Annotated in this window: 15 protein-coding genes; 5 read left to right on the plus strand and 10 right to left on the minus strand. The window is 70.4% G+C overall.

What is annotated here, in order from left to right; translation table 11 throughout:
* Positions 1–22: 22 nt before the first annotated feature.
* Positions 23–280 carry a hypothetical protein gene (locus tag ACZ4TR_RS44270; protein WP_465294497.1) on the minus strand — a complete coding sequence of 86 codons (258 nt, stop codon included), beginning with the start codon at positions 278–280 and terminating at the stop codon, positions 23–25.
* A 106-nt stretch (positions 281–386) separates the two neighbouring features.
* Between ACZ4TR_RS44270 and ACZ4TR_RS44275 the strand changes: the two genes are divergently transcribed.
* Positions 387–1,100 carry a Rossmann-fold NAD(P)-binding domain-containing protein gene (locus ACZ4TR_RS44275; protein ID WP_465294499.1) on the plus strand — a complete coding sequence of 238 codons (714 nt, stop codon included), beginning with the start codon at positions 387–389 and terminating at the stop codon, positions 1,098–1,100.
* 226 nt (positions 1,101–1,326) lie between these two features.
* On the opposite strand, the gene ACZ4TR_RS44280 is transcribed toward ACZ4TR_RS44275, so the two are convergent.
* Entirely contained in the window at positions 1,327–1,476 is a 150-nt protein-coding gene (locus ACZ4TR_RS44280) for a hypothetical protein (protein WP_465294501.1), read from the minus strand.
* Between the two features lie 38 nt (positions 1,477–1,514).
* Positions 1,515–2,435: a helix-turn-helix domain-containing protein gene (locus ACZ4TR_RS44285; RefSeq protein WP_465294503.1), complete on the minus strand. Its 921-nt coding sequence runs from the start codon at positions 2,433–2,435 to the stop codon at positions 1,515–1,517.
* 124 nt (positions 2,436–2,559) lie between these two features.
* Here ACZ4TR_RS44285 and ACZ4TR_RS44290 point away from each other — a divergent pair, with 124 nt between their 5' ends.
* From ACZ4TR_RS44290 to ACZ4TR_RS44300, 3 genes are all read left to right on the plus strand, one after another.
* The gene (locus ACZ4TR_RS44290) at positions 2,560–2,955 is read left to right on the plus strand and encodes an MmcQ/YjbR family DNA-binding protein (RefSeq protein WP_465294505.1); all 396 of its coding nucleotides are present in this window, start codon (positions 2,560–2,562) and stop codon (positions 2,953–2,955) included.
* On the plus strand, positions 2,952–3,320 hold the full coding sequence (locus ACZ4TR_RS44295) for an MmcQ/YjbR family DNA-binding protein (protein WP_465294507.1): 369 nt from the start codon (positions 2,952–2,954) through the stop codon (positions 3,318–3,320). The genes ACZ4TR_RS44290 and ACZ4TR_RS44295 overlap by 4 nt, the downstream gene beginning before the upstream one ends.
* Before the next feature lie 100 nt (positions 3,321–3,420).
* Positions 3,421–4,734, plus strand: coding sequence for a replication-associated recombination protein A (locus ACZ4TR_RS44300; RefSeq protein ID WP_465294509.1), 1,314 nt, complete (start codon positions 3,421–3,423; stop codon positions 4,732–4,734).
* 426 nt (positions 4,735–5,160) lie between these two features.
* Here the strand turns inward: ACZ4TR_RS44300 and ACZ4TR_RS44305 are convergent, their stop codons facing one another.
* Positions 5,161–6,129 carry an alpha/beta hydrolase family protein gene (locus ACZ4TR_RS44305; protein ID WP_465294511.1) on the minus strand — a complete coding sequence of 323 codons (969 nt, stop codon included), beginning with the start codon at positions 6,127–6,129 and terminating at the stop codon, positions 5,161–5,163.
* Positions 6,130–6,316: 187 nt separating this feature from the next.
* On the opposite strand from ACZ4TR_RS44305, the gene ACZ4TR_RS44310 reads away from it, so the two are divergent.
* A complete protein-coding gene (locus tag ACZ4TR_RS44310) occupies positions 6,317–6,922 on the plus strand; it encodes a TetR/AcrR family transcriptional regulator (RefSeq protein ID WP_465294513.1) in 606 nt (201 codons plus the stop codon).
* A gap of 543 nt (positions 6,923–7,465) precedes the next feature.
* On the opposite strand, the gene ACZ4TR_RS44315 is transcribed toward ACZ4TR_RS44310, so the two are convergent.
* From ACZ4TR_RS44315 to ACZ4TR_RS44340, 6 genes are all read right to left on the minus strand, one after another.
* Complete coding sequence (locus ACZ4TR_RS44315; RefSeq protein WP_465294515.1) at positions 7,466–8,092, minus strand: chemotaxis protein CheB; 627 nt, start codon at positions 8,090–8,092, stop codon at positions 7,466–7,468.
* Positions 8,089–8,355: a PRC-barrel domain-containing protein gene (locus ACZ4TR_RS44320; protein ID WP_465294517.1), complete on the minus strand. Its 267-nt coding sequence runs from the start codon at positions 8,353–8,355 to the stop codon at positions 8,089–8,091. Before ACZ4TR_RS44320 ends, ACZ4TR_RS44315 begins: the two co-directional genes overlap by 4 nt.
* On the minus strand, positions 8,342–8,734 hold the full coding sequence (locus tag ACZ4TR_RS44325) for a hypothetical protein (RefSeq protein WP_465294519.1): 393 nt from the start codon (positions 8,732–8,734) through the stop codon (positions 8,342–8,344). The genes ACZ4TR_RS44320 and ACZ4TR_RS44325 overlap by 14 nt, the downstream gene beginning before the upstream one ends.
* On the minus strand, positions 8,731–9,957 hold the full coding sequence (locus ACZ4TR_RS44330; protein WP_465294521.1) for an NRAMP family divalent metal transporter: 1,227 nt from the start codon (positions 9,955–9,957) through the stop codon (positions 8,731–8,733). The genes ACZ4TR_RS44325 and ACZ4TR_RS44330 overlap by 4 nt, the downstream gene beginning before the upstream one ends.
* The gene (locus ACZ4TR_RS44335) at positions 9,954–10,412 is read right to left on the minus strand and encodes a hypothetical protein (protein WP_465294523.1); all 459 of its coding nucleotides are present in this window, start codon (positions 10,410–10,412) and stop codon (positions 9,954–9,956) included. The genes ACZ4TR_RS44330 and ACZ4TR_RS44335 overlap by 4 nt, the downstream gene beginning before the upstream one ends.
* A 704-nt stretch (positions 10,413–11,116) precedes the next feature.
* Positions 11,117–13,879, minus strand: a complete 2,763-nt coding sequence (locus ACZ4TR_RS44340; protein ID WP_465294525.1) for a helix-turn-helix transcriptional regulator — start codon at positions 13,877–13,879, stop codon at positions 11,117–11,119.
* Positions 13,880–14,146 lie beyond the last annotated feature (267 nt).

Here is a 14,146-nt window from a genome sequence, read left to right on the forward strand (position 1 = left end):
GGGACTGTTCCAAGATCGGTGTTCACCGGGCTCGCCCGGTCGGCCGCCTCGGCCGCCGTCGTCGGGGGCGCGGGGTGGCGAGGTCGTCCGCGGTTCGGTCGAGGATCCCGACGTGCTGCGCGAGGCGGCCGCGAAGGCCGATGCCGTCGTCCACCTCGCCTTCCGGCACGACGTCGCGTTCGACGGCGGGTTCGCCTCCGACGTCGCGGCGATCGAAGCGCTGGGTTCGGGACTGCCACCCGGCGGCGCGATCGCCGTCGCCGCGGGCATGCTCGGGCACGGGCCGGGCGGACGTCCCACCACGAAGCGGAACGGCGCCACCCCCGGCGGGGTCGGCGAGCCCGCCGCCCTCGCCCTGGCGCGGGCTGCGGCCCTCGGTCGTGCGGTTGTCGCCGACCGTTCACGGCGAAGGCGACGACGCCGGGTTCCTGGCCACGCTCGTCGAGCTCGCCCGCAAGCACGGGTTTTCCGGCTATCCCGGTGCCGGGGCCGCCCGCTGGACCGCCGTGCACGTCCGCGACGCGGCGCGCCTGACCCGGTTGGCGTTCGAGAAGGCGCCGGCGGGGTCGGTGCTGCACGCCGTCGCCGACGAGGGCATCGCGGTGCGTTCGGTCCCGGCCGGGCAGGTGGACGAGCACTTCGGGTTCCTCGGGATGTTCCTCGGCATCGACCGTCCGGCCTCGGCCGCCGTCACCCGGGAGCTCACGGGCTGGGCTCCGCGCGAGCCGGGCCTGCTCGAAGACCTGGACCGGGGGACTACTTCGCGCCCGAGGCGGGCGGTGGCGAATGGGGTGACCGACGCGCTCCGCGCGCGGCACGCCGCCGGAGAATCCGGTGCCGATCGGGCACTCACCGGGCTGCTGCCGACGTACGACCGGATCGGCCGACCCGCGCCGGTGCTGCCGGTGCGGGTCGCCGGGCGTCGAGGTCAGGACCCGGCAAGAGGGTGCGCATCCACGACGTTGCCGGAACCCCGAGCGGCACGCCGGGTTGACCCGGCCGGTGGGCGAGAGCGTGAGATGGGTCAGCGCGGCGTTGTGGGTGGTGACGACCAGGGTGCCCGGCATGGTCGCGGGCGCGCCGACCGGTGCCTGCGGTGAACGGCACCGGGCGAGCCAGGCTCACGGGGCGTCCGCTTCACACCTCGGCCGCGGCTCGCACGCGGGCCGCGGCGTCGATGAGGTGCGGGGTGCCCAGCTGATCGTCGGGACCCCACCGGCCCAGTTGGTCGGCAACGCGTCTCCGGTCATCGCGAAGACCGGTACCTCCGCCGGCCGGCTTCGTCGTGCCCTGCGTCGGGCTGCGGGGCAGGGACGATGGCAGCGGTCAGTGCTGCAGGGTCATCGCGTAGATCTCGACGTCACTGTCGCGTTGCCAGTCGAGCCCGCCGGATCCGGGCGCCACCCAGGCCGGCACGGACGGGGTGGCCAGGGAGAGGGAACGGACCTGCTTCCCGCAGACCGGGGAAGGAGCCATCGCCTCCTGCCGGGCAAAGGGGCTCCGCCGCGTTTCTGTCACGTGGCGGTTCTCTCTTCGCGCGCGGCGAAGGCGGCCGGGGTGAGGCCGGTGTGTCCGCGGAAGAAGCGGCCGAAGTTCGCGGGATCGGTGAAACCGAGGTGGACGGCCACCGCCCGGGCGTCCCACCGCGCGACTCCCAGCAGACGCCGGGCTTCGAGCAGCCGCCGCTCGTTGATGAGCTCACGCACCCCGTGGCCGGTGGCGTCCTGGGCGGCGCGGCTGAGGGTGCGGACCGAGCAGCCGAGCAGTTCGGCGTAGTCCGCAGCCCGGTGCAGTTCGCGGAAATGCAGTTCCAGGGCGTCCACGAACCGTCCGTAGGTGTCGGCCCGGCCGGGACCGGGTGCCGAGTCGGTGGGTGTGACGCCGGGGGCGTTGGCCAGGCGCAGCAGCAGCGATTCGAGCAGGCTGCGGCGCAGGGCGTGGTGGACGTCGAGAGGACGGCGCCCGAGCGCCCGGTGTTCGTCCAAGAGCTGGAACGCCGTCTGCTGGAGCCAGCGGGCGTCCTCGGGGTGCGGGCTCAGCACGGCGGGGGCGTCGTGCGCGGTGAGCGGGGCCACCAGGCGGGCGGTGGCGGGTGTCAGCACGTCCGGCTCGAACAGGATGAACGGGCCGCGGGCGTCGCCGGGCGAGTGCCAGCACTGCGCGTGTCCGGGACGCACCCACAGCCACTGGCCGGGGGCAACGGTCTGCGTGACGTGGTCGACGTCGTGCTGCAGCTCGCCCTCGGTGACCAGGATGAGGTAGTGGAAGGTGGCGCGGCCGGGACGGGGCGGGTCCCACGGCCAGGCGTCGTGCTGGGCGAAGAAGTCCTCGATGGTGATCACTTCGAGGCCGTACGGAGTGCCGACCGGGGGCTGGAAACCGTACAGCGGGACCGCGACCGGCTCGCTCGGCCTGCCGTGTCGCTTGTCGACCATCACGTGTCCGCAGCCTACCGCTGTCTTGATCGGATTGGCGGGAAGGATGGGACGTGCCGCCGCGACCGCGTGTCGCGCTGCGCGTCCTTTACTGCCACAGCCCGTCACCATCCGAGGAAAGCCCATGAACGGATCCACCCTGCAGAAGACCGCCGCCGACCGCGCCGAGGAGCTTCCCGGAGCTCGGCTGGAGCATCCCTTCGGCCCCGGCTGGGAGGTCTTCAAGGTGCGCGGCAAGGTGTTCATGCTGATGACCGAGGTTCCGGGGCGCCCGGTCGTGATCCTCAAGGCGGACCCCGGTGAGGCCCGCGCCCTGCGGGAGCAGAACAGCCACATCACCCCCGGCTACCACATGAACAAGAAGCACTGGATCACCCTGGAGGCCGGCGACGGCGTCGACGAGACCCTGCTCGAGGAACTCGTCACCGACTCCTACCTGCTCGTCGTCGCCGGCCTGTCGAAGGCCGAGCGGCCCGTCGACCCGCACACCTACGGCAGCGGCACGCGGGTGGCCAGGTGAGCGCGGCCGGTGACCGGCTCCAAGACACTGCGCGCGCCACGGCCCTCGCACTGCCCGGGACGGACCACGGCTACCCGTTCACCGAGCACCTGGACGTGTACAAGGTGGCGGGCAAGGTGTTCCTGATCGTCACCGACGACCCGGACGACCCGATCATCACGGTCAAGTGCGAACCCGAACACGCCCGCGCTCAAGAACGCAGCTACGCCTCAATCACCCCGGGCCGCTACCTCGACAAACAGCATTGGATCTCCCTCGGGCCGGGACCCGGCATCACCAGGCGGCTGGTCACCGACGCGGTCGAGAACTCCTACGACCTGGTCGTCGAGCGGCTGCCGCGACGCGACCGCCCCGGTTCTCGATGAACGCCGTGAGCTTCCCCGCCGGCGGCTGAGCTCTCACTCGTCAGTGTCCCGTGCAACGCTTGTCAAGCCCGCACACGTCCGCCTTCGACTCGAGAGTCCGATGGAACCGACCGAACCGACCCTGCCGCTCTTCGACACCGAGCCCGCGCGGCCACTTGCCGACCGCCTGCGCCCCACGCGGCTGGAAGAGGTCGTCGGGCAGGACCACCTCCTGGCCCCGGACGCCCCGCTGGGCCGCATGGTCGCCCAGCAGCGTCTCGGCTCCGCCATCCTGTGGGGGCCACCCGGCGTCGGGAAAACGACCATCGCCCGGCTCCTCGCGGACGGCAGCAACCTGGCCTTCGAACCGGTGTCGGCCACCTTCTCCGGCGTGGCCGATCTGCGGAAAGTCTTCGCTGCCGCAGGAAAACGGCGGGGCATCGGCCAGGGCACCCTGCTGTTCGTCGACGAGATCCACCGCTTCAACCGCGCCCAGCAGGACAGCTTCCTTCCCTACGTCGAGGACGGCACGATCACCCTGATCGGCGCCACCACGGAGAACCCGAGCTTCGAACTCAACGGCGCGCTCCTCTCCCGCACCCAGGTCCTCGTCCTCAACCGCCTTGACGAAGCCGCGCTGTCCACGCTGCTCGACCGCGCCGAGCAGCTCACCGGCCACCCGGTGCCCCTGGACGACGACGCCCGCCGCGCCCTGATCGCCATGGCCGACGGCGACGGCCGCTATCTCCTCAACATGGCCGAACAGCTCCAGGCCCTCCCGGACACCGAGACACCCCTGGACACCACCGCGCTCGCCCACCACATCCAGCAGCGCGCCCCGCTGTACGACAAGGCGCAGGAGAGCCACTACAACCTGATCTCCGCGCTGCACAAGTCGATGCGCGGCTCCGACCCGGACGCGGCGCTGTACTGGCTCGCCCGCATGCTCGACGGTGGCGAGGACCCCCTGTACGTCGCCCGCCGCCTGGTCCGCTTCGCCACCGAGGACATCGGCATGGCCGACCCGCACGCGGTCCGGCAGACGCTCGCCGCCTGGGACGTGTACGAGCGGCTCGGCTCTCCCGAAGGCGAGTTGGCGATCGCGCAGGCCGTCGTCTACCTCGCCACCGCCCCGAAGTCCATCGCCGTCTACCGCGGCTTCAACGCGGCACATCGCGCCGCCCGACGCACCGGCTCGCTCATGCCGCCCGCCCACATCCTCAACGCCCCGACCCGGCTGATGAAGGACCTCGGCTACGGCAAGGACTACCAGTACGACCCCGACACCGCCGACGGCTTCTCCGGCGCCGACTACTTCCCCGGCGGCATGGACCGCGAGACCTACTACCAGCCCACCCAAAACGGCTACGAGATCGAGATCGCCGAGCGCCTGCGCCGCTGGGCTGCCTCGCGTGCTCACCGACAACACGGATGACCGGGCGGGGAAGCGCGAGCGGCCCGGCGTGGCTATCTCAACCTGGACATCTTCGCCGTTCGAGAGCTCGTGTGAGAGCAGTAGAACGGGCTGCTCAGCTGCGCACCATCCGGCCAACACTGGGCTGCGCAAAATGCCCGTGGCACAACTTGCCCCACCGCTGTCGCCGGGGTAGGCCATCGTCATCTGCGGGGTGAAAGCGCCGAGGGGTCAAGCACGATTCTCTTGGCCAGCACGTCATCCCGATGTCTTCCCAGGCACCGAGCACGGCCGTGCCTGGGATGGCGGTGACGACCGCGTCGCTGGACGCGACGGCCTCGCGCGGGCGGTAGCTCGGGCGATCGACATGTGGGGATGCGGGCGCGACGACACTGTCAGGCTGCGGTGGCGATCGCGGCTCACATGTCGTTTTACTGACGTCGCGGGCTACTTGGTTTCGACCTTCGCCAGGGGCGTCTTCCGGGTTTCCAGGGCTTTCACGGCGATGTCCCAGGACAGGTCGCCGGGGAACAACCGGGAACGCAGGTAGGCCCACACCAGCGCCCGCAGCGCGGCAATCCGTTCGGGGTTCTCGTCGGAGGTTTCTGCGGCGTCGTAGCCGGAGATCCCGCCGAACAGGTGCTGTGCGCCCAGGAAGGTCAGCAGCGTCTTGTTCCCGCCGGGGCTATGGGTGTAGGCGTCCCAGCGGTAGCTGAGCCGGGAGGAGAAGTTCGGGTTCAGGTCGTCGTCGCCGGCGATGACGAGCGCGGCGCCGGTCATCTGTCCGAAGTCGATGTACTTCATCATCGGGTAGTGCTCGGCGGCCCACGGCGAGAAGTGCTCGTCGGCGATGCCCGGTCCTCCGATCACGACGCCGGCCTTGACCCTGGGATCGGAGAGATTCTTCTCCCGAGGGTCGTTCGGGTCAGTCACCCGCGAGCCCAGCAGCAGCGAGACCGTGTGGCCACCGGCCGAGTGTCCGACCGCGGCCACCTTCTCGGTGTCGACACGGCCTGGCAGCCCTGGAACCGCGGCGAGGACCTCCTCCAGGTGATCGAGGATGGTGTGCATGTCGACGGCGCGGTCACGCCAGAACAGCGGCGCGTCGGGCAGGTCCTGGTCGCGCAGCCCGAGCACTGTGGAGTCCAGGTGTGTCGGCTGGACGACGACGAACCCGTGCGCGGCCCAGAAGTCCGCGACGGGGCCGTAACCGCGCAGCGAGGAGAGGAAGTTGGCCATGCCGTGCCCGTGCGAGAGCAGGATCACCGGCAGGTCGGTCCCGGTCACGGGCGCCGAGATCTTGATTTCCAGCGGCACGGGCCTGTCCGGCACCTCGAGCGAGACGGGACTGTAGCTGACGATGGGGGTGGGGTCGCTGACCGGGAAGCCGGCGGCGTCCGCGTAAGACATGCTCATGGTTGTTCCTCTCAGGCCGTTCGTCTGTGAACCTGTTGCTTGACGGACTCGGTGGGTGATCGACTCCGACCGCCCGGCAAAAGATTGCCATGTACGGCAAGTTTGCACAAGAAGGCATTTTCGCCGTGGAACGCATGTATGCTGAGCCGCACGCAGGCGGTGATCCACGGAGTGCAGGAGGGTGCACGTGACCAGCGACGGTCCGGGGCTTCGAGAACGGTCCAAAGCACGACGACGGCGGCTGATCCTGCACACGGCCCTGCGCCTGTTCGCCGAACACGGGTATGAACGGACCACGATCGCCGACATCGCCGAGGTGGCCGAAGTCGCACCGCGCACCGTGACGGGCTACTTCCCCTCGAAGCTCGACTTCATCACCGAATGGCCGGCGTCCATCGAGCAGCGGATCATCGCGCTACACCAAGAGGATCCCGCCTTGGAGTTCATCGATCTGGTGGACAGGTGGTGGCACGACCTGCGCGACAACGTCGACCAGGAGGAAGCCGCACTCACCCGCGCCATGGCTCTGGCCAACCCCGGCGTGGTCGCCATGGCGGAGGCCGAGGTCTCACAACGAACCCCCGGAACCAGCTTCCCCTTCGACGGAACTGATCGCGACGACCTGCTCGGAGCCGCAGGTCGAGCCGCGATCAGGGGTGCCAACCACGTGTTCCTCCGCGGCGTCGCCGAGGACCGCATGACCGACGAACTCCACAACGACCTGCTGGACCTGATCCGCGCCATCGCCGACAGCACCAACGTCGGCCACGGCTCGCTCAAGCTAGACCCTTGATACGACAACGACAGCAGTAATGCGGGTTCGCGTGAGCTTCCCCGCCATTCGCCGGATACGGCAGGTGCGGGGTCAGGCCGTCGCGCCTGGTGGCCTGGTGAGGGCTTCGAATGTGGCGTGGTCGAGCCGCTGTCGTCGGCGTCGGCCTGGGCCATCCAGTTGCGCAGGCAGGACTCACTGATGCCCAGGTCCTTCGCCGGCGCGGCGACCGGTTTGTCGCCCAGGCGGGCCAGCTCGACAGCACGCTGACGAAACTCAGGCGGCTGTGGTGCAGACATCGGAACATCCTCCCCGGTGACCGGCTGGTCAGCGACCGTCGAGCCGGAGGACTGGTGCTCCCCCGGCGCGCCGGGTCTACGCCGTCGAGGACCTGTCGTTCACCCCGTGGCACTGCCGGGTCGTGCATCAGCCGCTGGCTCGACCCAGCGCGTGCCCAAGCCGGTGTACGACGGCTCCGCCGACGAGCGCATCCGACTCAACGCCCGAGCACGACGCGAACCCGACAGCATCGAAAACTGCTCGCGTGATCGGAGGCCGCCGATCTCAGCGCTCTGGGTCGTTGGCCGTCGGCCGCTCGTGCCAGTCGCTGACATGCCGACGGATCGCTGCGGCGATGCCGGCCAAGGGTAAGACCTGGTGCACCAGTGTGGTGCCGATGGCGGCCGACGGCATGCCGGAGTAGGCGGCGGTGGCCTCGTCCTGGGCCAGCACCGTGCCACCGCAGTGTGCGATCGCGCGGATCCCGGCTTGGGCGTCGGTGCCCTTGCCGGTGAGCACCACAGCCAGCGCGCGCGGGCCACAGGTCACCGCCAAGGTCGCCAGCAGCATGTCCGCCGACGGACGCGCGGGCGGCAGAGCACCGGCGTCGATCAACCCGATCCGCGCCTCGGAGGTGACGAGCAGGTGCCGCGCCGGCGGGCCGACGAGGACCGTTCCGGCCGCGAGTTCGTCGTGATCGCGGGCGACGCGCACGCGCAGCCGGGTCCGCTGCGCGAGGATGCCGGCCAGTTCACTGGGCCGCTCGGGGTCGAGGTGCTGGATGACCAGGACCGCGGCGGGCAGATCCGCCGGAAGCGGCGCCAGCACCTGCGACAGGGCGTCGAGCCCACCGGCGGATGTCACCAACGCGACCACCGGGAACCGCAGGACGTAGGGGTCAGCGCTGATCACGACGGCTCAAGCCGTACGTCGGACCAGGGAACCTCGCGCAGGCCGCGGTTCAGCCACCGCGCGATCCGGTCGACGATCCACGGGCTGCTCATCTCGTCCCGCTCGTAGCCGAGGAGCCGGGCCCGGTGCCGGGGTGCCACCAGGACGGCGCGGACGACCGGTGCACCCTGCGGGTCCGGATCGGTGACCAGGTCGACGATCCGGCCCCACCGTCGTCCGTCGGCGTCGTAGGCGGTCGCGCCCAGCAGCTCACTCGCCCGCATTACCCGCTCCGGGGATCCGGCCGATCAGATGCTCGCGCAGCCACGTCTCCAGCGGCGGCTCGTTGAGCACCTCCAAACGCAGCGACAACGTGATGTGACTACCCACCTCGGCCACGTGCTCGAACGGGATCCGCAGCGGCGCCGGAGTTTCCTCCGCACGCAGGCGTGTCGCCACGGCGGCCAGCCAGTGCCCGAACCGGCCACCGATGCGCCGGCCCAGCGCCACCTGGCCGGCCAGCAGCGCGGCGATGCGCAGCCGCCCGTCCTCGCCGATGGTGAGCTCGACGTCGTCGACCTTGCCGACCTTGTGGCCGGCGAGGTCGACGATCTGGCGGTCGAGCAGGTGGAAGTCGACGCGCAGCGGGTCGGGTGTGGTCATTGGCCGGCTCCGGTGATGATCATCAGCGGGATCGCGGCGATCGCCGCGATCAGGATGACAGCGAGGTAGGCGACGCCCAGAACGTTGCGGATCCGGCCGTTGACCTGGTCGCCGAGGTACTCGCGGTCGTTGGCGACGACGAGGATCGGCAGGTAGGTCAGCGGCAGTACCACCGCCGACAGCAGCAGCGTGTACTCCGTCAGCTGGACCGGGTCGATGGTCGTCAGCAGCAGCACAGCGCCCAGCACGACGCTGACGAGCACGACGGTGTGGAACCGGGCGGCCCGGCGCGGCGCGACGCGCTTGCCCCACTCCCAGCCGAAGTACTGCGCAACGGTGTAGCCCGACGACAGCCCCGTCTCCAGCGCCGCTCCGAACGTCGCGGCGAAGACGCCGAGGATCACCACCGCCAGGCCGAGCTTGCCCAGGGCAAGCCCGACCGGCAACGTCGTCTGCGTGATCGCATCGACCTTGATCGACGCGGGCTCGAACACGACCGCGGCGCACGCCATGATCGCCAGCGACAGCAGCCCGCCCAGCGGGAACCCGACGAACACGTTGATCCGCTCGGTGCCGAGGTCCTTGCGGGTCCACTTCTCCTCCACCCCACCCGAGGAGAAGAAGAACACCTCGTACGGGGTCATCGCGGCGGCGAACAACGCGACCGCGAAGTAGCCGTAGGTCGCCCAGTTCTCCGTCGGCGGCGGGCCGCCGCCGATCTGGCCCAGCAGCTCCGGCCAGGACATCGGAAGCGTCACCAGCGCAACGACGAACACGACCAGCGCCAGGCCCAGCAAGCCGAAGACCCGCTCGAGAGTCTCGAACTTGACGCGCCACAACACCACCCACAGCACGACGGCGACGACCGGCACCCACAGCAGGTAGTGCACGCTGGTCGCCAGGTGCAGCGCGAGCGCGACGCCGCCGATCTCCGCGCCCAGCGTCAGCATCGTGACCAGATAGGACCCGGCGAGGTTCACCAGCGCGACGCGTGGACCGAGCCGTTCCCGGACGAGGTCGAACACGGGACGGCCGCTGATCGCGGCGATCCGCCCGGCCATGTCGGCGTACACGCAGATCCCGACGATGCCGACGATCACCACCCACGCCAGGCGCATCCCGAACCGGGCGCCGGTCTGGGAGTTGGCGACGAGGTCGCCGATGTCGACGAACCCGCCGATCGCGGTCAGGATCCCCAGCGTGACGGCCAGAATCTTCTTCATCGGTGACGCTCCACGAAGCCGGCCAGCAGTTCTCCCGTGTGCCGTAGTTTCGCCGCCAAGGCACGCTCGCTGTCGGGCCCGGCGTCGGCGGCCGCGGTCACGGCCGCGACCTGGGCCGCGGCTTCGGTGAGCAGCGGCGCGCATTCGTCGTGGACGGCAGCTGAAGCCCGGTCGGGGATCTCTTCACCGGAGAAGTCGCTTTCGGTCGTCGCCATGGTGTCGCGCGCCTGCCACACCACCGCCGAGCGGTACGGGGCGAGGACCTTGCCGTCGGCGTCGGCGGTGACCATCAGCTCGGTGGTCCGAACCTGCGCGAGCGCGTCGTCGGCGGCCGAGACCGCGAAGTCGCGATAGTCGTCGGCGGTAGTGGGCAAAAAGGACGGAACCGCCACTGCTGCGAGCACCAGAACCGCCGCCCCGCACCACATCGAGACTTTCACCGCCCTGCCGGTCATCGGATCACCGTAGTACCGGCGGCCGAGTTCGGCCGAACAGCAACCTCGCGGGTCCCGAACGGCCACTCTCGGCGAGCGTCCTGAGACCCAGGCTCATCGGCCCGGACGACAGCGGCCGACGCACGCCGCCAAGGCGAGTACAGGCCCGGATTCCGCACCGCCGACCTGCTGCGCCGACGACAGCGACGCCGCGCGTCCCGCCAGTCGGCTGCCCCGCCAAAGATGGGCAGCCGTCGATACCGAGCAGCAGCCAAGGGGGTAAGGGTGGCCGCAGGGCCGGATGCACAACCAACCGGCCACCACGCGGGCGAGCAGACGGCAGCGCGGGCATTGTGGGACATTGCCGGTCACTTGGTCGCGGTGCCCTGGCGAGTGCGGTGAAATGAGCGCGTGACGTCGTGGAGATCCCCGGACAATCCGGCCGACGAGGCAGCCCAGCTGCGGGACGCACTGGCGACACTGCCGGGACAGTGTTCGCCGCCCTGCGCACCATCTCCCAGCGCCCTAACGTCAAGCTGCATGACGTCGCGGCCGTCGTGGTTGCCGCCGGCAGCCGCGCCGAAACCAGCACCTTGAACGCCGCAACGTCCTTGTGGTCCTCGAGCAGTTGCGACAGCACGTGCTGGGGTCGGCCTTCGGCAAGCACGGCCCGGCCGGTCGCGGAGCCGGCAACGCGCGCAACGGCACCCGGTTCAAGACGATGATCAGGACTGCCGGACGTCGTCGTCGTCCATTACCTCCAGTGCGTCGCGGAGCGCCGCCCTGGAGGTAATGCCGAGTTTGGGGAAGATCTGGTAGAGGTGAGTGCCGACGGTTCGATGGGAGAGAAACAGGCGTTCGCCGATCTGCTTGTTGGTCAGCCCCGAGCCGGCCAGTTCCGCGATCTCGCGTTCCTGGGGCGTGAGCACGGAGGTGCGCCGTTCGGCGTTCCTCGGCCTGGTCATCCCGGTGGCACGCAATTCGCCTGCCGCCTCGTCTGACCACGGTCGTGCGCCGAGTCGTTCGAAGGTCTCCAACGCGGTGCGCAGTTGCAGGCGGGACTTCGCGGTGGCCCGGACGCGTCGGAGGTGCTTGCCGTAGGCAAGACGAACCCTGGCCAGGTCGAACGGCCAGCGGTCCACGTCGGGCAGTGCGAGGGCCTTCTCGTAGAGTCCCTCGGCACGGTCGTCGGATGCGGCGATGGCCGCGCAGCCTGCGACGAGCAGTGCCAATCGCGGCGTCAGGGCGCCCAGCCCCGCTTGCTCGACCGCTGCTACGTGGGCGGTGGCCTCGGTGTGCCGATTGGTGCGGACTGCCGCCTCGACCAGGTCCAGACAGACCCACATCGCGTGCGGTACGAACGGCGCCAGGGTTCCCGCGGGGCCGAGCATGGCCGCGTTGTTGTATGCGCAGTCGTAGTCGCCGCTGCCGAGGCTGCTGAGCGCTTGCGCGTGGTAAGCGAAGAACTCGGCGGCCCTCACCCCACGCGGCTCGGCGAAGTTCAGGACGGTGGTGGTCAGCGCCCGGCTGGCCTCGTCGTCGCCGCGGGCCGCGGCGAGCATGGCTTGGATATAGCGGAAGTACCAGGTGAAGAACCGGTATCCGTGGTCGTCGCAGAGGCGGAGGCCCTCCTCGGCCAACTGCTCCGCCTCGGTCCACCGTCCGGTGTGGAAGTCGTCGAAGCACAGGTGCAGCAGCACTCCGAGGTGTCGGCGGGCGGGTCCCACCCCGCCGCGGCCCAGCTGGACCACCCGCCAGTTGGCCTCGCGGCAGTCCGACAGCCGGTCGAGGTAGATGGATGCGGTGCCGATCCGGACGATCCGCGTCGGGTCGGGTTCGTCGCGCAGGCCGACGATCAGCGCGTCGAGCCGGTCGGCTGCGGCCAGGCCGGTTCGGGCCGGGTCGGCGAACGTCTGCGCGGCCACCGCCAGCGGTTCGGGCACCTGAGGGGTGAGCCGGTCGAGTGCGGCGAAGAACGGTGTCCACGCCTCTGCCGTACCTGCGAAGAAGCACAGCAGCAGCAGGCTGTGCAAGGCGTCGATGAGAGCTGTGTCACTCGCGTCGTAGCCGTGGTCGCCCGCCTCGATCGCACCCACCAACAGCCGGTGAGCGGTGCTCACGTGGCCATCGCTGTTGATCAGCAGCTGGGCCGCGGCCGCGGCCGCGTGCAGCGAGTCGCCGCGAGCGGGACTCGCGCGTCGGGCGTCGTCCAGCAGCCGCGACGCACTGGTCAGCTCGCCACCCGCTTCCGCGCCGATGTACGCGGCCTCGGCGAGACGCCGGCCGCGCTGGTCGGAGTCCGGGGTCAGGTCCGCGGACCGGGTCAGGGTGGCGACCGCGCCGATGGCGTCACCCCGCCGCAAAGCCCGGTGTGCGGCCTGCTCCAGCAGCAGGGCGACGTCCTCGTCCGGACCGGCAGCGGCTTCGGCGAGGTGCCACGCGCGGCGCTCCGGCTGCGCCACCAGCGTTCCGGCCAGGGCGGTGTGCGCCGACCGGCGTTCGGCTCCGGTCGACATCTCGACCACCGCTGCCGTGATCAACGGGTGGCGGAAGCTGTACCGCCGGTCCTTGTCGTGCAGATGGAGCAGGTGGTCGCGCTCGGCCGGTTCGAAGTCACGGATGCCGGCGGCCCGGCCCGCCGCGGTCAGCACCACGTCAAGTTCGCCGCTCCCGTCCAACGCGCACAACAGCATGAGTTCCCGGCACCGCCCAGGCAGCTCGGACAACCGTGCGGCGAAGTGCGCTTGGAGACCTCGACCCCCAGGGATGAAGGGTTCCCCGCCACCGTCCAGCGCTCTGGGCAGCTCCAGCAGGGCCAGCGGGTTGCCGCGTGCCTCCAGCAGCAGCCGCCGCCGAGCGGCGGAGGCCAGCCGTGGGTGGCGGTCGCCGAGCAGCGCGCTCGCCGCCTCCTGGCTGAGCGGCCGCAGTTCGAGATCGGGGATCCCGCCGCGTTCGAAGAAGTCGCGCGACTGCGTTCGCGCAGCGGCCAGGAAACCGACCCTGCTGCCCGCCAGGCGACGCGCGACGAACCCGAGCACCGTGGTGCTCGACCGGTCGAACCACGGCAGGTCGTCGACGACGAGCAGCAGCGGGTCCCTCGCCGCCACGTGCCGGACGAGCAGCAGCGCGGCGCTGGACACCAGCAGTCGGTCCGGCCCTGGTCCGGAGTCGAAGCCGAGCGCGATCCGCAGGGCGTCGCGGTGGTGGGGGGAGAGGTGGTCGAACTCCTCGCGCAACGGGAACAGCAGCTGGTTCAGGCCGGAGTAGCTGATATCGGCCTCGAACTCGGCCCCTGCGGCCCGCAGCACCCGCGTACCCGCGTCGACAGCGGCCTTCGCGGCCGCGTCGATCAGCGCCGTCTTGCCGACACCGGGCTCACCGGAGACCAGCAGGGCCCCGCCATCGGCCGCGGCGACGAAGGCGGCGAGGTGCGCGAGTTCCACGTCGCGCCCGACCAGGGCGCGAGCGGGCGGTTCGGGGAGCGACAACGGGCGGTCTCCACATCGGCTGAGCTGGTGGTACGGGCGGGACGGTCCGACGCTACGTCACCGACCGAACGGCGGCCATCAGACCCAGTCATCTGACTGGTCACTCCCGCGGTCGACCCCGGCACAGTGGACCCCAGCACGGCGACACGGTCCGCGGAATTCGACCCGATCGAATCGTCCGTCGAATTCGCAAAGCGTGCGCGTGGTCGAAGAACAGCCGAAACGCCACAATGATCGGTTTCGGGAATTACCGAACCGGACGGGCAC

The sequence above is a fragment of the Amycolatopsis sp. NPDC028719 genome (genome assembly GCF_055565395.1).